The sequence below is a fragment of the Limnohabitans sp. TEGF004 genome (genome assembly GCF_027924965.1).
GTDB lineage: Bacteria > Pseudomonadota > Gammaproteobacteria > Burkholderiales > Burkholderiaceae_C > Limnohabitans.
The window spans coordinates 1,171,798-1,189,285 of record NZ_AP027056.1 but is presented as its reverse complement, the minus strand read 5'-3'; the positions used below and the strand labels follow the sequence as shown (position 1 = coordinate 1,189,285).

At 56.4% G+C, this 17,488-nt stretch carries 14 protein-coding genes; 10 read left to right on the top strand and 4 right to left on the bottom strand.

All coding sequences use genetic code 11. The features are described 5' to 3' along the window. Both LINBF2_RS05940 and LINBF2_RS05935 read right to left on the bottom strand, forming a co-directional pair. On the bottom strand, positions 1-960 hold the full coding sequence (locus tag LINBF2_RS05940) for an ABC transporter permease (protein WP_281891172.1): 960 nt from the start codon (positions 958-960) through the stop codon (positions 1-3). Between the two features lie 68 nt (positions 961-1,028). Then, positions 1,029-2,027 carry a sugar ABC transporter substrate-binding protein gene (locus LINBF2_RS05935; protein ID WP_104797830.1) on the bottom strand — a complete coding sequence of 333 codons (999 nt, stop codon included), beginning with the start codon at positions 2,025-2,027 and terminating at the stop codon, positions 1,029-1,031. A gap of 178 nt (positions 2,028-2,205) precedes the next feature. Between LINBF2_RS05935 and LINBF2_RS05930 the strand changes: the two genes are divergently transcribed. From LINBF2_RS05930 to ppc, 10 genes are all read left to right on the top strand, one after another. Beyond that, positions 2,206-2,646 (top strand): RbsD/FucU domain-containing protein, encoded by a 441-nt coding sequence (locus tag LINBF2_RS05930; RefSeq protein WP_104797460.1) that lies wholly within the window; start codon positions 2,206-2,208, stop codon positions 2,644-2,646. Then, the gene (locus LINBF2_RS05925; protein WP_281891169.1) at positions 2,643-3,857 is read left to right on the top strand and encodes an ROK family transcriptional regulator; all 1,215 of its coding nucleotides are present in this window, start codon (positions 2,643-2,645) and stop codon (positions 3,855-3,857) included. Before LINBF2_RS05930 ends, LINBF2_RS05925 begins: the two co-directional genes overlap by 4 nt. Before the next feature lie 65 nt (positions 3,858-3,922). Next, entirely contained in the window at positions 3,923-4,771 is an 849-nt protein-coding gene (locus LINBF2_RS05920) for an SIS domain-containing protein (RefSeq protein WP_281789988.1), read from the top strand. Continuing rightward, a complete protein-coding gene (gene zwf / locus LINBF2_RS05915; RefSeq protein ID WP_281891167.1) occupies positions 4,768-6,234 on the top strand; it encodes a glucose-6-phosphate dehydrogenase in 1,467 nt (488 codons plus the stop codon). The genes LINBF2_RS05920 and zwf overlap by 4 nt, the downstream gene beginning before the upstream one ends. After that, entirely contained in the window at positions 6,234-6,977 is a 744-nt protein-coding gene (gene pgl, locus LINBF2_RS05910; protein ID WP_281891165.1) for a 6-phosphogluconolactonase, read from the top strand. The genes zwf and pgl overlap by 1 nt, the downstream gene beginning before the upstream one ends. An 8-nt stretch (positions 6,978-6,985) precedes the next feature. After that, positions 6,986-8,818: a phosphogluconate dehydratase gene (gene edd, locus LINBF2_RS05905; RefSeq protein ID WP_281891163.1), complete on the top strand. Its 1,833-nt coding sequence runs from the start codon at positions 6,986-6,988 to the stop codon at positions 8,816-8,818. Positions 8,819-8,830: 12 nt separating this feature from the next. Next, a complete protein-coding gene (gene eda, locus LINBF2_RS05900; RefSeq protein ID WP_281891160.1) occupies positions 8,831-9,472 on the top strand; it encodes a bifunctional 4-hydroxy-2-oxoglutarate aldolase/2-dehydro-3-deoxy-phosphogluconate aldolase in 642 nt (213 codons plus the stop codon). A gap of 75 nt (positions 9,473-9,547) precedes the next feature. Beyond that, positions 9,548-11,155, top strand: a complete 1,608-nt coding sequence (gene pgi / locus LINBF2_RS05895; protein ID WP_281891158.1) for a glucose-6-phosphate isomerase — start codon at positions 9,548-9,550, stop codon at positions 11,153-11,155. A gap of 3 nt (positions 11,156-11,158) precedes the next feature. Beyond that, the gene (locus LINBF2_RS05890) at positions 11,159-12,169 is read left to right on the top strand and encodes a glucokinase (protein ID WP_281891156.1); all 1,011 of its coding nucleotides are present in this window, start codon (positions 11,159-11,161) and stop codon (positions 12,167-12,169) included. Between the two features lie 26 nt (positions 12,170-12,195). Further along, positions 12,196-15,087: a phosphoenolpyruvate carboxylase gene (ppc, locus tag LINBF2_RS05885; RefSeq protein ID WP_281891154.1), complete on the top strand. Its 2,892-nt coding sequence runs from the start codon at positions 12,196-12,198 to the stop codon at positions 15,085-15,087. Between the two features lie 61 nt (positions 15,088-15,148). On the opposite strand, the gene LINBF2_RS05880 is transcribed toward ppc, so the two are convergent. Then, the gene (locus LINBF2_RS05880; protein WP_104797470.1) at positions 15,149-16,168 is read right to left on the bottom strand and encodes a TRAP transporter substrate-binding protein; all 1,020 of its coding nucleotides are present in this window, start codon (positions 16,166-16,168) and stop codon (positions 15,149-15,151) included. Between the two features lie 24 nt (positions 16,169-16,192). After that, positions 16,193-17,485 carry a TRAP transporter large permease subunit gene (locus tag LINBF2_RS05875; RefSeq protein WP_281891152.1) on the bottom strand — a complete coding sequence of 431 codons (1,293 nt, stop codon included), beginning with the start codon at positions 17,483-17,485 and terminating at the stop codon, positions 16,193-16,195. Between the last annotated feature and the right edge of the window lie 3 nt (positions 17,486-17,488).

Sequence of the window (17,488 nt, the reverse complement as noted above, 5' to 3'; positions counted from 1 at the left end):
TTAGCGTGCTCCCTTGCGTGAGAGTTGATCTGTGGCCACAGCCAAGATCACCAAAATACCTGTGACCAAAATTTGATAAACCGACGACACGCCCATGAGCGTGAGGCCGTTGCGGAAGACGCCAACAATCAACGCGCCGACCAAAGTACCCAACACAATGCCACGGCCACCAAACAAACTGGTGCCGCCCAACACCACGGCGGTGATGGCATCTAAGTTTTCGGTTTGTCCTGCATTGGGGTCACCCGCGCCTGTGCGCGCCACACCCAACATAGCGGCCAGCCCGTAGCAAAGCCCTGCCAAGACATACGCACCCAACAGCACTTTTTCTGTCGGGATGCCTGTCAAACGTGTGGCCTCAGGGCTGTTGCCCACGGCGTACACATGTCGGCCTGCTGCGGTTTCACGCAACGCAAACCAAGTAAATAAATAGAGACCGAGCATCATCACCACGCCGTAGCTCACGGTCGCGCCACCCAATGAAAATGTGTTGCCCAGCCAGTTCATGCCAGCAGGAATATCGGTCACGGTTTGTGAACCTGAATAAAGCTGCGTGATGGCAAAGGCAATGTTCAAGGTGCCCAAGGTCACGATGAAAGGCGGTAATTTGATGCGCGTCACCAGCACACCATTGAGGTAACCAAACAAGGTCGTCACCGCTAAACCACACGCCATTGCGACGGGCGTCGAAAGCCCATAGTCCGCTGCAAATTTGGTCATCACAATGCCACCCAGCGCCATGACCATGCCACATGACAAGTCAATGCCTGCAGTCAAGATGATGAGGGTTTGACCAATCGCAATCACGCCCACCACCATGACTTGCGCCAAGATGAGCGAGAAGTTTTGGGTGCTCAAAAACCGGTCGCTTTGGCTGGCAAAAAACACACAGGCCAACACCAGTGCAATCAGCGGCCCCAAGGTGCCCATGGGCGGGAGCTTGTCTTTGAAGGAATTCATACAGTGACTTTTTTCTTTGAAATCGGAGGGGGCCACACGGCCCCCTCACTCAAGCGTTTGATCACGCTTTACTTGTTACCCCAGCACAGGTCTGCGCCAGTTTTCACGTCTTTGCTGTCCACGCCCTTCATGGCCTTAGCAGCAATCAATGTCACACCCGTGTCGGTGTAGCCGCTGACTTTTTTACCGGTCTTGGCATATTCCACACCCGCAGCCACACCCATGGCGGCCATGCGCAAGGGGTATTGTTGCGATGTCGCTGCGATCACGCCAGCGCCCACGTCTTTGATGCCAGCGCAGCCGCCATCCACAGACACGATCAACACGTCTTTCTCTTTGCCTGCAGCCTTGAGTGCGTTGTAAGCACCAGCAGCTGCGGGTTCATTGATGGTGTAAACCACATTGATGTTGGGGTTCTTTTGCAAGCAGTTTTCCATGCCGGTTTGGCCCTTGGCGCGGTCGCCAAAGCTGTCGGCCATACACACCACTTCAGCAGGTTTGGCCAACTCGTTGCTCTTGGCGTCGAGTGAGGTCAAGCCGTAGCCTTGCAAGAAACCGTTGTGGCGCTGTGCGCCCACAGGGTGGCCTGGGAACAAATCGAGGGTGGCGATGACGGGCTTCTTGCCATTCAACGCGGCTTTGGCGTATTGACCAATGAAGACACCGGCTTTGTAGTTGTCCGTCGCAAACAACGCGTCAGTCGCGTTGGCAGGTTCTGTGGGGCTGTCCAAGGCGATGACCATCACGCCTTGTGCTTGTGCTTTCTTGATGGCAGGCACGATGGCTTTGGAGTCGCTGGGCGTGATCAAAATGGTTTTGGCACCGGCCGCAATCATGTTTTCCATGGCAGTGACTTGACCTGCGTTGTCGCCATCTGTCTTGCCTGCCGCAGACATCACCTTGGCACCGAGTTTGGTGGCTTCGGCTTGTGCGCCCTCTTTCATCTTCACAAAGAAGGGGTTGGTTTCGGTTTTGGTGATCAAGCCGATCACTGGCTCAGCCGCATAGGCGCTGGTTGCGGCCAAGGCAAGAGCTGTCAACATCAATTTAGGTGTGTTCAATTTCATCAAGGTCTCCACGTTGTTGGTAATCATCGCCGACGCACTTTTGCGCCGCGACTTAAATGTAAGATAACTCGACTTACTAAATCAAGTTAGTTTAGTTAGTACATACCCTGAAACACGAGTTGCCAAAAATTTGGCATCCTCCAAGGCCTGACAATATTGATGAATTAAGGACAGATACGTGCTCAAAGGAATTGACCCCATCCTCACCCCCGAGTTGCTCATGCACCTGTGTGCCATGGGCCATGGCGAATGGGTTGCCGTTGTGGATGCCAACTTCACCGCTGATTATTTGGCACACGGCAAACCCGTGGTGCGCCTCCCCGGCCTCAGCCTAGAACGCGTGAGCGACGCGGTGCTGTCGGTGTTCCCACTCGCCACCGATGTGGCGCAACCAGCCGCCCTCATGCATGTGTGCCACAGCGAGGCCAGCCATCGCACCGAAGCACAACAAGCGGTGATTGGTTTGGTCAACAAGGCGGGCTTTGCGTCGAATCAAGTCGAAGCTGTGGAGCGCTATGCGTTCTACGAGAAAATCAAAGGCGCCAGTTTGATTGTGCAAACTGGCGAAGGCACGGCCTACGGCAATGCCATGTTCTGCAAAGGTGTGATTCTTTTATGAAAACAATGCGTGGGTCTAACCACACCGGCATGCGCCAATTCAACGAGCGCACGGTGCTGCGCGCCATTCGTCACGAAGGCGCCATTCCCAAAGCCGATCTGGCACGCCTCACGCAGCTGTCGTCTCAAACCGTTTCCATCATCGTCAATCGTTTGCTCGACGATGGTTTGCTCATCAAGCAAGACCGGATTCGCGGCAAGATTGGCCAGCCTTCGGTGCCACTCGCCATCAACCCCGATGGCGCTTACAGCATTGGCCTGCAAGTGGGCCGCCGTAGCCTTGAGGTGGTGGTGACTGATTTCCTTGGGCAAATGCGCCACCAGTGGCAACACACCTATCCCTACCCTTCCCCCACCGAAGTGCTGCCCAAAATCAAAGAAGGTTTGAAGCTCATGCAAAAACGCATGGGCGCTGAAGCTTGGAAACGCGCCGTGGGCATTGGCCTGAGTGCGCCGCTGGCCATGCACCAATGGGGCGACTTGATGGGTAAGAAGGCTCAAAAAGCCATGGTGGATTGGGAGCACATCGACTTGGTGCAAGAAGTGCAAGCCATGTCGGCGCTGCCCGTTGAATTTGCCAAAGACACCACCGCCGCTTGCGTGGCTGAGTTGGTGCAAGGCTTGGGCCGTGATGTACCTAACTTTTTGTATGTCTATGTGGGCACATTTGTGGGGGGCGGCTTGGTCATGGATGGGCACATCGTCAACGGCCCACGCGGCAACGCAGGTGCGATTGGCTCCATGCCGATTGGCCTGCCACCTTTGGGCACACGCGCCAATGCAAACACACCCGCGCAGCTGTTGCAACTCGCATCGGGTTGGCAGCTTGAACAAGCCTTGATGGCTGCAGGACACGACCCGCTGCTGGTTCAGCAAGACGCAATCATGAGCGCCGAATTCAGCGCGTTCACACAACCCTGGGTTTCACAAGCAGCCAAAGCCTTAGCCATGAGCGCCACCAGTGCAGCTGCCCTGCTGGATTTGGATGCCATCATCATGGATGGTTCGCTCAACCCCAAACTCTTGCAAACCCTGATTCAACAAACCGAAGCCAGCTTGGCGCAATTCAGTTTTGATGGCATTCATCAGCCTCAAATTTTGGCCGGCCGCGTGGGCAACCATGCCCGCGCTTTGGGGGGCGCACTGCTGCCTTTGCATGCCCAATTTTTCCCTGACAAAGACATTTTTTTGAAGCAAGACGAACTCGGGTAATCATCCAGAAAAATGATCTGTAACCATGTTGACTAAAAACATGAAACTAAGTTACATTTGCGTTCATGTTGGAACGCATCAAATCGACCCTATCGTCCTTAGCCCCCGCCGAACAGCGCGTGGGCAAGCTTCTTCTCTCTGACCCACGCACGTTCTCGACGCTACCCGTCACCGAACTGGCCGAACGTGCAGGCGTGAGCAAACCGACCGTGGTGCGCTTTTGCCGCAGCATGGGCTACGAAGGTTTGAGTGATTTCAAACTCAAGCTCGCGGGCAGTTTGAGCGAAGGCGTGCCCTTCATCCATCGCAACGTGGGCGCACAAGACAACAGCAACGATGTGTTGGTCAAAGTCATTGACAACACCGTCACTGCGTTTTTGAAATACCGCAACGATGCCTCTTCAGCCGCCATCGACAAAGCGGCCGAAGCCATCGCCCTCACCCACAAAAAAGGCAAGCGCCTTGAGTTTTTTGGTGTGGGCAATTCAGGCATCGTGGCGCAAGACGCACAACACAAATTTTTTCGTCTGGGTTTTCACACCATCTCGCACAGCGACGGCCACATGCAAATCATGAGTGCCTCTTTGCTCGGCCCTGGCGACTGTTTGGTGGTGTTCTCTAACTCTGGCCGCACGCGTGATTTGCTCGACTCATGCGAGATTGCCAAAAAGAACGGTGCCACCACCGTGGTGGTCACCGCCTCTGGCTCACCTCTGGCCAATGCCGGAAAAATTCACCTCGCAGCGGACCATCCCGAAAGCTACGAAAAATTCAGCCCCATGGTGTCGCGCTTGCTGCACCTGATGATCGTCGACGTGTTGGCCACCACTGTGGCACTGCGCATTGGCAGCACTCAGCTGCAACCTTTGCTGCGCAACATGAAACAAAACCTTCTTAACAAACGTTACTCATGACACACCCCAATCCACCAGCGGGCACGCTGGACATCGTGATTTTTGGCGGCGCTGGCGACTTGTCCTTTCGCAAACTCTTGCCTGCGCTGTACATGGCGCATTTGCATGACAAGCTCGATGCATCCGCACGCATCATTGCTGTGGGCCGCCAAGACTGGACGCGCCAAGCGTATTTGGATTTCATCGACAAAAACTCGCCCGCCTTCATCGAAAAAGACGCCTTCACCAAAGACGATTGGCAAAGCTTTTTGAACCGCTTGGCCTACGTGAGCATGGACGTGACCAACGCCAACGACTTTGCCAAGCTCAAAGACTTATGCGGCACACCCGCGCTGCGCGTGTATTACTTGGCCACGGCGCCGAGCTTGTTCACGCAAATTTGCGCGCACTTGTCGGGCGCAGGTTTGGTGGATGCGCAGTCGCGCGTGGTGCTTGAAAAACCACTGGGCACCGACCTCGCCTCTGCTCGCGACATCAACAGTCAGGTGGCCCGTTACTTTGACGAGCAACAGATTTACCGCATCGACCACTACCTTGGCAAAGAGACGGTGCAAAACCTCATGGTGCTTCGTTTTGGCAATGCCATTTTCGAACCGCTGTGGCGCGCGCCTTACATCAAGAGCGTGCAAATCACCGTAGCCGAAAGTGTGGGCGTGGGCAGTCGTGCAGGTTTTTATGACGGCGCAGGTGCGATGCGTGACATGGTGCAAAACCACTTGTTGCAGCTTCTGTGTATCGTGGCCATGGAGCCGCCCATTTCCTTGGGCGCAGACGATGTGCGTGATGAAAAGCTCAAAGTGTTGCGCTCGCTGCGCAAGATGGATTTGGCTGACATCAAGCGCGACACCGTGCGCGGCCAATACACCGCAGGTGCCTCTGAAGGCGCTGCCGTCAAAGGCTACTTGGAAGAAGACAACGTGCCCGCCAGCAGCCGCACCGAAACCTTCGTGGCCTTGCGTGCGCACATCAACAACGCACGTTGGGCCAATGTGCCGTTCTTCTTGCGCACGGGCAAACGCATGCAGCGCCGCGAATCGCAAATCATCATTGAGTTTGCGGACCAACCGTTTTCCATCTTCGGCTCCACCGCACAGCAAGAGCCCAACCGACTCATCATCACCTTGCAGCCTGAAGAATCGATTCAGCTGGAGATGATGGTCAAAGAGCCAGGCACAGGCATGAACTTGCATCCGGTGAAGCTGGGCCTCGATTTGCAACAGTCGTCCGACAAGCGCCGCGCAGAAGCGTACGAGCGTTTGTTGATGGACGTCATCAAAGGCCGCCTCACCCACTTCATGCGTCGTGATGAATTGGAAGCGGCGTGGATTTGGGTCGAGCCCATCATCAACGGCTGGGCCGAGTTGGACGACAAACCGCGTGCCTACTCTGCTGGTAGCTGGGGCCCTGCAGCGTCATCAGCCCTGATGGCACGTGAAGAACTGTCGTGGTTTGAGGAAGCCTGATGACCTCCACATGGCATCCTGAATCGCGCGGCACGTTGACGGTTCACACCGTCAGTGCAGCCGAGTTGAATGTGCGCTTGGCAAAAGACATCGCGCAACGTTTAGCCGCAGCCATTCAAGCGCGTGGCTTTGCTGTGCTGAGCGTGTCAGGCGGTAAATCGCCTGTGGCTTTGTTTGAAGCACTGTGTGTGATTGACATCGATTGGTCACGCGTGCGCATCACCTTGGTGGACGAGCGCTGCGTGCCCCGCAGTCACCCCGACAGCAATGCACTGTTGGTGCAAACCCATTTGCTGCAAGACCTCGCCGCCAAAGCGCAACTGGTGTTCATGGTGGCCAGCACGGCAGAACCTTTGGATACACCTGCCACGCTTGCCAAAGCAGCCAGCCTTGCACTGACCGCTGCAGGCGTGGCCGATGTGTTGGTGTTGGGCATGGGGGCTGATGGTCACACGGCGTCGTTATTTCCGGATGCCCCCAATTTGACGGATGCGCTAGACCTGCGCAACACCCAAACCTGCGTGGCCATTGAATTGACACATCCCCCCGCCAATGCGCCCTATGCGCGCATCACGCAAACCTTGGCGCAAATTTTGTCGGCACGTCACATCGTGTTGCCGCTTTCTGGCACCGACAAACTCAATACCTTGCAGCAAGCTTGGAAGCAAGCCACACCTGCCCTACCGATTTCATGTGTGTTGCAACAAACCCAAACGCCTGTGGCGCTTTGGCTTGCGAACTGAAAGTTTTTATGACCGTACCTTTACATGCCACCCTCGCCGCCGTCACTGCACGCATTGAGCAACGCAGCGCCAAAACACGCCAAGCCTATTTAGACGTTTTGGCCAAAGCCAAAAAGCCCGGCCCTTACCGCGGTGGCATGGGCTGCGCCAATGCAGCGCACGCTTATGCGGCCATGCCTGCCAACGACAAGCTGGTGTTGCGCCAAGAGCGTCAGCCCAATGTGGGCGTCATCACGGCGTACAACGACATGCTCTCGGCCCATCAGCCGTATGAGCACTACCCAGAAAAAATTCGTGCGGCCGCACGTGCCGCAGGTGCCACAGCCCAAGTCGCAGGCGGCGTGCCTGCCATGTGTGATGGCGTGACGCAAGGCGAAGACGGCATGGAGCTGTCACTGTTCTCGCGCGATGTGATTGCCTTGGCCACTGCCGTGGGTTTGTCGCACAACGTGTTTGATGCCGCGCTGTTCTTGGGCGTATGCGACAAGATCGTGCCCGGCCTGTTCATCGGTGCGTTGCAGTTTGGCCATTTGCCTGCGGTGTTTGTGCCTGCTGGCCCGATGACATCAGGTTTGTCAAATGATGAGAAAGCCAAAGTGCGTCAGCAATACGCACAAGGCTTGGTCAGCCGCGAGGTGTTGCTCGAAGCCGAACAAGCGGCGTACCACAGCGCAGGCACGTGCACGTTTTACGGCACGGCCAACTCCAACCAAATGCTCATGGAAATCATGGGCCTGCACTTGCCCGGCTCCTCATTTGTGAACCCAGGCACACCGTTGCGTGAAGCCCTGACGGTAGATGCCGTCAAACGTGCCGTGGCTTTGTCACATGACAAAGAAACAGGTGTGGGTTACCAAATCAACGCCAAGGTCATCGTCAACGGCATCGTGGGTTTGTTGGCCACCGGCGGCTCGACCAACCACACGCTGCACATCGTGGCCATGGCCCGCGCGGCAGGCATTCTTGTGAACTGGGATGACTTCGCGGATCTCTCGGCTTGCGTACCCTTGCTCGCACGTGTCTACCCCAACGGCAACGCCGATGTGAACCACTTCCAAGCCGCGGGTGGCATGGGTTATCTCATGGCCCAGTTGCTCAGCGCAGGTTTGTTGCACGACGATGTGCACACCATCATGGGCCAAGGCCTGCATCGTTACACCGTTGAGCCTTGGCTCAACCCCGCACTTAACGGCCAACTCGATTGGCGCAATGTGCCAGCTAAGTCAGCTGACGAAGCTGTGTTGCGTCCTGTGACGCAACCCTTCAGCACCGATGGTGGCTTGCGTTTGTTGCAAGGCAACTTGGGCCGAGCCGTGGTGAAAGTCTCTGCCGTCAAACCAGAGCACCGCCAAGTGCGTGCGCCTGCCATCGTGCTGACTGATCAAAAACAACTCAACCAATTATTCAAAGATGGCAAGCTGGAACGCGACTTTGTGGCCGTGGTGCGCAACCAAGGCCCACAAGCCAACGGCATGCCCGAGCTACACCGCCTCACGCCTGTGTTGGGCGTGTTGCAAGACAAAGGCTTCAAAGTGGCCTTGGTCACCGATGGACGCATGTCGGGCGCATCAGGCAAAGTGCCGGCGGCGATTCACCTCAGCCCAGAGTCTGTGAACGGCGGTTTGATTGGCAAAGTGCAGAGTGGCGACATGATTGCGCTCGACTGCGATACACAAACGTTGCAGCTTGAGGTGAGCGATGCTGAACTTGCCGCACGCACCGCCCCCACCCCTGATTTGTCTGGCAACCAACACGGCACAGGCCGTGACATCTTTGCGCTGTTCCGCGCCAATGCTGCGCTGGCCGAAGAAGGCGCATCGCCTTTGTTCACAAACATCTAAAGCTCACTTGATATGACCCAACTCAACCCCGCATTCACCCGCCCCGCGTTCACCTCACGCGTGGTGCCTGTCATCGTTATCACCCATCCTGACCAAGCGGTGCCCATGGCCCACGCGCTGCTCGAAGGGGGTGTGGACGTGATGGAAATCACCTTGCGCCATGCCGCAGGTTTGCCAGCGATTGAACAAGTGGCCAAGCACGTGCCGCACATGCATGTGGGCGCGGGCACCGTCACACGCGCCGAAGAAATGGCCCGCGTGCAAGCCGCAGGTGCCAGCTTTGCGCTGTCGCCTGGCATGACCGATGCGCTCGTGCAAGCCGCCATTCAATGCAAACTGCCCTTCATGCCCGGTGTGATGACGCCAGGCGAAGTGATGGCGGCACGCGACTACGGCTTTGGCTTGGTCAAACTTTTTCCCGCAGCACAAGCCGGTGGCTTGGCCATGCTCAAAGCCATGGGCGGCCCCTTGGGCGATATGCGCTTTTGCCCCACAGGCGGTGTGTCGTTGGCCAACATGGGTGAGTTCTTAAAGCAACCCAATGTGGGCATGGTCGGTGGCTCATGGCTCACGCCTGTCGATGTGGTGGAACGCGGCGATTGGGCCGAGATCACGCGCTTGGCGCGTGAAGCCACCGACGCGGCTGCTGTTTAAGTTAATTCAACTGTCACATCAAAAGTTTCATTCGACTGCGACTAGAAACGCACTAAATTTGACGAAAATCCAAACATGACTTCATTCGTCCCTCCCCAAAAGCGCCAAGCTTGGCAAGCCCTGCAAGCCTTGGCCCAAGGCCCACAACCGCATTTGCGCGAGTTGCTCAAGAGTGCCGAACGCAACACGGCCTTGCACGCCAGTGGCGCTGGCATCAGCATCGACTACGAGCGTCAACGCGTCACACGCGAAGTCATGCAACAGCTCTTGGCTTTGGCAGACGAATCGCAAGTCATGCCACAAGCACAAGCCATGTTCAAAGGCGAGCCCATCAACGCCACCGAACAACGCGCGGTATTGCACGTGGCTTTGCGTGGCAGCCATGTACCCAACCCACCTTGGGGCCATGAAATTTCAAAGCAAGTGGCCAATGAGTTGCACCGCGTGTGTACCTTTGCCGAGAAAGTGCGCGAAGGCCACATGAAAGGCCATGGCGGCGAATCCATCACCGATGTGGTGAACCTTGGCATTGGTGGCTCAGACCTCGGTCCTCGTATGACCACCGAAGCGCTCAGCCACTTGACGCGTGACAGCTTCAAAAACAAAGTGCGCGTGCACTATGTGTCCAACGTGGATGCTTGGAGCCTGTACACCGCACTCGCCTACCTGAACCCTGCGCGCACCGCGTTTGTGGTGCAAAGCAAAACCTTCACCACGCAAGAAACCATGACCTTGGCTGCTTCGGCTAAGCGTTGGTTGACCGACGGTGGCTGCCCTGAAGACCAACTGGGCAAGCACCTGATTGCGGTGACGGCCAACCCACACATTTCTGCAGCACAAGGCTTCACGCCTGAGCACACCTTTGGTTTTTGGGATTGGGTGGGTGGCCGCTACTCGGTGTGGTCTGCCATTGGTTTGCCTTTGGCCATCTCCATCGGTGCGTTTGCCTTCCAAGACATGCTCTTGGGTGCACGCGCGATGGACGAGCACTTCATGACTGCACCGTCTGACCAGAACCTGCCTTTGCTCATGGCATTGTTCGGCGTGTGGAACCGCAATTTCTTAGGCGCGACCACGCACAACATTGCGCCCTACGCTTCGCCCTTGGGCAAGTTCGCCTCGTTCTTACAACAGATGGACATGGAGTCCAACGGCAAAGGCACACACGTCGATGGCAGCCCCGTTGAAGTCGCCACGGCGCCCGTGTTGTGGGGCGGCTTAGGCATCGACGGGCAACACGCTTACTTCCAACTCATCCACCAAGGCAAGCACTTGGTACCGATGGACTTCATTGGTTTGCGCACCGAGCGCAGCCCCTTGCCGTTTGCCGCTGAACACCACCGCGTGGTGTTGCTCAACATGCAAGCCCAAGCGCAAGCTTTGGCCATTGGTCGCACACCTGAAGAAACCATGCGTGAGCTACGCGACAGCGGCATGGACGAAGCTGAAGTGCAACGTTTGGCCCCACACCGCAGCTACCCCGGCAACGTGCCCAGCACCACCATTTGGGTGGATGCGCTCACGCCACGCAGCATGGGTGCGCTCATGGCCTTGTACGAACACAAAGTGTTCTGCCAAGCCGCCATCTGGGGCATCCACGCCTACGACCAATGGGGCGTGGAGTTGGGCAAAAAAATGGCCAAGGACATCGAAGCCGCCGAAGCGGCACGCCTGAAAGCCTGATGCATGTTTGAGTCACGCGACCCCGCCGTGGCCCATGCGCAGGCGTATCCGCGCTTGCTCGGCGACATCGGCGGCACCAATGCCCGCTTTGGTTGGCAAGCGCTTGAAGATGCACCCATCACCCACGTGCAAGTACTGCCCTGTGCCGAACACGAATCGTTGTTGGCAGCAGCACAAACGTATCTCAACGCACAAGGCTTAAGCGCCCCACCCTGCGCGGCATTTGGCATTGCCAACCCTGTCACCGGCGACCAAGTGGCCATGACCAACCACCACTGGAAGTTTTCAGTGAATGCTTTGCGCGAAGGTTTGGGCGTGTCACGCTTTCTGTTGCTCAACGATTTCACCGCACTCGCGTTGTCACTCACGCTATTGCCCGATACACAAAAACGCCAAGTGGGAAGCGGCACCGCTGCACCTGATGCCGCGATTGGTTTGATTGGCCCAGGCACTGGTTTGGGCGTGTCGGGTTTGTTTCCGGTGGGCTATCAAAACAAGTGGATGCCCATCGCCGGCGAAGGCGGCCACGTGAGTTTGACCGCGACCACGGAACACGAGTTTGCTGCCATTCAACAACTGCAAAAACGCTACGGCCATGTGTCTGCCGAGCGCGTCATTTCTGGTGCGGGTTTGGTGGATCTATACCACGCGCTGTGTGATTTGAAAGACGGCCAAGGCCGAGAAATCACGACGCCTGCCGAAGTGATTGAGCGCGCACAAGAAGTAGCAACCTCAACAGCCAATGAAGCCCTAGATATGTTCTGCGGTTTCTTAGGCTCAGTGGCGGGTGACTTGGCTTTGACACTGGGTGCACGCGGTGGCATCTACATCGGCGGCGGCATCGTGCCGCGCTTGGGCGAGCGCTTTGATGCGTCCCCATTTCGTGAACGCTTTGAAGCCAAAGGTCGGTTCAAGAAGTATTTACAAGAAGTCCCGACTTGGGTGATTCATAGCCCTGTTTCGCCGGCACTGCAAGGTGCGTCGCAGGCTTTGTCATTGACGCAATGGCAATAAAAAAACATTTACAAACCGAGCAATACATGACTGACAAAACTTCAGCCAAAGCCAAACCATCAGCTACTGCCAGAGCAACAGCACAAGCCAAAGAAAACGAACGTCCCTTGGTTGAAGACATTCGCCTCTTAGGCCGCATCTTGGGCGATGTGATTCGCGAACAAGAAGGCAAAGAAGCCTACGAGTTGGTCGAACAAGTGCGCAAGCTCTCGGTGGCGTTTCGCCGCGACGCCGATGCCAGCGCCGACAAAGCCCTGAAAAAACTCTTGGCCTCACTCAGCGCCGAAGCCACCGTGAGTGTGATTCGCGCATTCACCTATTTCAGCCATTTGGCCAACCTCGCCGAAGACCGCCACCACATTCGCCGCCGTGCGATACACGAACGTGCGGGCGATACGCAAGAAGGTAGCTTGCACATGGCGTTGAGCCGCCTCAAGGCCGCAGGCATCGCACCTAAGAGCATCGTGCAGACATTGGCGCACAGCCATGTGTCGCCTGTGCTCACGGCGCATCCCACTGAAGTGCAGCGCAAGAGCATCTTGGACGCAGAGCGTGGCATTGCACAACTCTTGAGCTTGCGTGACGACATCAAATCTCGCTCTGCCCTGCACGCTTCTGCCAAAGCACCAGATGCTTTGGCGCTGCGCGAACTGGCCGCCAACGAAATGCAATTGCGCGCACGTGTGTTGCAACTGTGGCAAACCCGTTTGCTGCGCTTCACCAAACTCACTGTGTCAGACGAAATTGAAAACGCGCTGAGCTATTACGAATCCACGTTCTTGAGCGAAATCCCGAAGCTCTACGCCGACCTGGAAGCTGAGCTGGGTCAAGCCCACGTGCACAGCTTTTTGCGCATGGGCCAATGGATTGGTGGCGACCGCGACGGCAACCCCAACGTCAACGCCGACACCTTGCGCTTTGCCTTGCGCCGCCAATGCGATGTGGCCTTGCGTCACTATTTGACAGAGATTCACTACCTCGGCACCGAGTTGTCCATGTCGGCCATGTTGGTCGATGTCACGCCTGAAATGCATGCACTGGCAGATCGTTCACCCGACACCAACGCACACCGCCAAGACGAGCCTTATCGCCGCGCCCTGACTGGCATGTATGCGCGCTTGGCTGCTACGCTCAAAAACCTCACAGGCGGTGATGCCGCACGCCATGCGGTGGCGCCACAAAACGCGTACCTTTCGGCCCAAGAGTTGCTGGCTGATTTGCGCGTGATTTCAGAATCACTGCAAGCCCAACACGGCAGCGCCTTGATGGCGCAGCGCCTCACACCGCTCATGCGTGCAGTGGAAGTGTTTGGCTTTCACCTAGCGACCGTGGACTTGCGTCAAAGCTCTGACCAACACGAGTTGGTGGTGGCCGAGTTGCTGGCCACGGCAGGCGTGGAAAAAAATTACGCCAAGCTCAATGAACCACAACGCATCGATGTACTGAACAAGTTATTGCACGACGCACGCCCGCTGCGCGTGATGGGTGCGAGCTACTCCGAACTCGCGCTCAAAGAGCTGGCGATTTTTGAAACCGCACGCGAGATGCTGGACACTTTTGGCAAAGACGCCATTCGCCACTACATCATCAGCCACACCGAAACCGTGAGCGATTTGCTCGAAGTGTTGTTGCTGCAAAAAGAAACCGGCTTGATGCGCGGCACCCTAGGCAACACATCAGGCAGCAAAACATCGACCTGCGATCTGATCGTCGTGCCTTTGTTTGAAACCATCGAAGACTTGCGCTGCGCCGCCGACATCATGGGTGGCTTTTACGCGATTGACGGTGTGGCCAACTTGGTCAAGCGCAGCGGTGGCGAGCAAGACATCATGTTGGGCTACTCCGACAGCAACAAAGACGGCGGCATCTTCACCAGCAACTGGGAGCTGTACCGCGCCGAGATTGCATTGGTCACGTTGTTTGATGGCTTGTTCAAGCAGCACGACATCACCCTGCGCATGTTCCACGGCCGTGGCGGCACCGTGGGTCGTGGCGGCGGCCCCAGCTACCAAGCGATTTTGGCGCAGCCCCCAGGCACGGTGCGCGGGCAAATTCGCCTCACCGAACAAGGCGAAGTCATTGGCTCTAAATACGCCAACCCAGAAATTGGCCGTCGCAATTTAGAAACGCTCGTGGCAGCGACTTTAGAAGCCACGATGCTGCAAACCACCAAGCCAGCACCACAAGCATTTTTGGATGCAGCGCAGTGGCTCTCACACGCCAGCATGGCCGCTTACCGTGGCTTGGTGTACGAGACACCAGGCTTCACCGAATATTTCTTTGCGTCCACGCCCTTGCGCGAAATTGCCGAGCTCAACATTGGCTCACGCCCTGCAGCACGACCCAAGAGCGGCAATGCATCGCCTCGCATCGAAGACTTGCGCGCGATTCCTTGGGGCTTCAGCTGGGGTCAATGCCGCTTGACCTTACCCGGTTGGTTGGGCTTTGGCTCGGCTGTGAACCAGTTCATCCACCAACACCCCACGCTCAAGCCCAAAGATGCGTTGGCCTTGCTGCAAAAAATGCAGCGCCAATGGCCGTTCTTCCGCTCGCTCTTGTCCAATCTCGACATGGTGTTGTCCAAGAGCGATTTGGGGCTGGCCTCACGCTACGCCGAGTTGGTGAGCGATGCCCGTTTGCGCAAAAAGATTTTTAGTTTGATTGAAGCCGAATGGCATCGCACATCAGATGCTTTGAAGCTCATTACGGGTGACAAACAACGTTTGGTCAACAACGCTGCGTTGGAACGCTCGATGCGCCATCGCTTCCCCTACATCGACCCACTGCACCATTTGCAAGTGGAGTTGATTCGCCGCTACCGCGAAGGCAAGCGTCCGCAAGACCGTGATGAGAAAGCCCAACGCGGCATTCACATCTCGATCAACGGCATTGCGGCAGGGTTGCGCAACACCGGCTAAACCACGCGACAGACAAAAGAAAAGCCACCCGAGGGTGGCTTTTCTCATGAAGCTTTAGACATTACTTCTTGGCACGCAAACGTGTCAGTTCTTTCTGTGTGTCATTCCACAAGTCCATGCCCACGTTGGTGGCAATGCCTGCGTTGATGTGCGTGAGCTTGTCACGCATGCGGTTGGTTTCAGCCACCGACAACTCGTTGATTTGCATGCCCTTGGCTTTCAGATCGCCCAAGGCTTTGGCAGCTTCGTCACGGGTGTCTTTGCGCTCAAAGTCGCGGCTCACGCGTGCGGCGTCGAGCAAGATTTTTTGTTCGGTCTTGCTCAAGCCATCCCACCACTTCTTGCTCACTGTGACGATCCAAGGGCTGTACACGTGGTTGGTCACGCTCAAGTACTTTTGCACTTCGTAGAACTTGCTCGACAAGATGGTGTTGTACGGGTTCTCTTGACCGTCGACTGTTTTGGTTTCCAAGGCGCTGAACAGCTCAGAGAAAGGCATAGGCACCGCATTGGCACCCAAGATCTTGAAGCTGTCGAGGTACACATTGTTTTGCATCACGCGCAGTTTGACGTCGTTCAAGTCTTCGAGCTTGGTCACGGGGCGCTTGCTGTTGGTCAGGTTACGGAAACCGTTTTCCCAATAGGCTAAACCGACCAAGCCTTTGTCTTGCAGCTTGTCCATCACCTTTTGACCGATGGGGCCGTCCAGCACAGCATCGGCTTCTTTGACGTTGTTGAACAAGAACGGGGTGTCCCACAAAGCCATCTCTTTGGTGATGCCCACCAAGGTGGCGGTGGAGCCCACCATCATCTCTTGTGCGCCGCCAATCAATGCTTGTTGCATTTGCGTGTCTGGGCCCAAGGCTGCTGCACCAATGGCGCGCACTTTCATTTTGCCGCCAGAGGCTTTTTCCACTTGCTCAGCAAACACTTTGGCTGCACGGCCTTGGTTGCTTTGCTCGTTCAAGCCGTAGCCAAAGCGAATCAAGCGTGGCTTGATGTCTTGCGCAAAGACAGAAAACGAGGCGCTGGCCACGGCCACGGTGGCTGCAGCAATCAGGGTTCGACGAAGAAAAGTCATGGGAAGTCTCCTTGGGTTAAAAACTTATCGCATCCACGCCACAGGGGCGGTCACGATTTGTGGGAACAAAACAAACGCAGTCAAGATGATGAGGTAAGTCACCAAAAACGGGTTCACCCCTTTGATGACTTGGTGCATGGACAAACGTCCCACACCCGCCACCACATTGAGCACAGTGCCGACAGGCGGTGTGATCAAACCAATCGCGCCATTGAGCACAAACATCAAACCGAAATACACGGGGTCAATGCCAGCCTTCACCGCGATGGGCAACATCACGGGCGCAAAAATCAAAATCGTGGGGGTGAGGTCCAACGCCGTGCCAATCAGCACCAGCGTGATCATCATCACCGCCATCAACACGCGTGGGCTCTCGACCAGCGGGCCCAACCAACCTGTGAGCACCGTGGGCAAATCTGCCAAGGTGATCATGTAGCTAGCCACTTGTGCGCCCGCACACAAGAACATCACCACCGCCGTGGTTTTGGCAGCACGCACCAAGACCTCGTGAATTTCAATCAGCTTCATTTCGCGGTGAATCACCAACGCGACGACCAAGGCGTAAAACGCGGCGACCACGGCCGCTTCGGTGGGCGTGAAGATGCCCGTCTTCATGCCACCAATGATGATGAGCGGCATGAGCATGGCCCAGAAGGCTTTGCGTGTGGCGTGCAAACGTTCAATCAAGGGAAGTTTTTCGCCGTGAGGCAAATCAATGTGACGCAGTTGAAGCTTCCACGCAATGATCAAGCCAATGCCCATGATGATGCCGGGCACGATGCCAGACAAAAACAAGGAAGAAATAGAAGTGTTGGTGGTCACGCCATAAATCACAAAGGGCATGGACGGCGGGATGATGGGGGCAATGATGCCGCCCGAGGCAATCAACCCCGCTGAGGTGTGCATGGGATAGCCCTGACGCTTCATCATGGGCAACAAAATCGTGGCCAAAGCGGCTGTATCCGCCAAGGCTGAACCACTCATGCTGGCCATGAGCACCGCAGCACCAATCGCGACAAAACCCAAACCACCACGGATGTGTCCCACCCACGCTTGGGCCATGTCAATGATGCGGCGGCTGATGCCGCCAGAGTTCATCAATTCACCGGCCAAGATGAAGAACGGCACGGCCAATAAAGGAAAGCTGTCCACGCCCGCCACCAAGTTTTGGGCCAGCAACTGGGTGTCCCAAAAATCAAGGGTCCAGGCCATGCCTGCGCCTGTGAGAACCAAGGCAAACGCCATGTTCAGGCCAATGCCCATGAGCAACAACATGCCCACCGAGAAAACAATGAATGCTTGTGCTTCTGGTGTCATGCT

Coding starts and splice junctions, on each gene's coding strand:
- LINBF2_RS05940 (WP_281891172.1), bottom strand. CDS start 960: ATGAATTCCTTCAAAGACAAGCTCCCGCCCATGGGCACCTTGGGGCCG.
- LINBF2_RS05935 (WP_104797830.1), bottom strand. CDS start 2,027: ATGAAATTGAACACACCTAAATTGATGTTGACAGCTCTTGCCTTGGCC.
- LINBF2_RS05925 (WP_281891169.1), top strand. CDS start 2,643: ATGAAAACAATGCGTGGGTCTAACCACACCGGCATGCGCCAATTCAAC.
- LINBF2_RS05920 (WP_281789988.1), top strand. CDS start 3,923: ATGTTGGAACGCATCAAATCGACCCTATCGTCCTTAGCCCCCGCCGAA.
- zwf (WP_281891167.1), top strand. CDS start 4,768: ATGACACACCCCAATCCACCAGCGGGCACGCTGGACATCGTGATTTTT.
- pgl (WP_281891165.1), top strand. CDS start 6,234: ATGACCTCCACATGGCATCCTGAATCGCGCGGCACGTTGACGGTTCAC.
- edd (WP_281891163.1), top strand. CDS start 6,986: ATGACCGTACCTTTACATGCCACCCTCGCCGCCGTCACTGCACGCATT.
- eda (WP_281891160.1), top strand. CDS start 8,831: ATGACCCAACTCAACCCCGCATTCACCCGCCCCGCGTTCACCTCACGC.
- pgi (WP_281891158.1), top strand. CDS start 9,548: ATGACTTCATTCGTCCCTCCCCAAAAGCGCCAAGCTTGGCAAGCCCTG.
- LINBF2_RS05890 (WP_281891156.1), top strand. CDS start 11,159: ATGTTTGAGTCACGCGACCCCGCCGTGGCCCATGCGCAGGCGTATCCG.
- ppc (WP_281891154.1), top strand. CDS start 12,196: ATGACTGACAAAACTTCAGCCAAAGCCAAACCATCAGCTACTGCCAGA.
- LINBF2_RS05880 (WP_104797470.1), bottom strand. CDS start 16,168: ATGACTTTTCTTCGTCGAACCCTGATTGCTGCAGCCACCGTGGCCGTG.
- LINBF2_RS05875 (WP_281891152.1), bottom strand. CDS start 17,485: ATGACACCAGAAGCACAAGCATTCATTGTTTTCTCGGTGGGCATGTTG.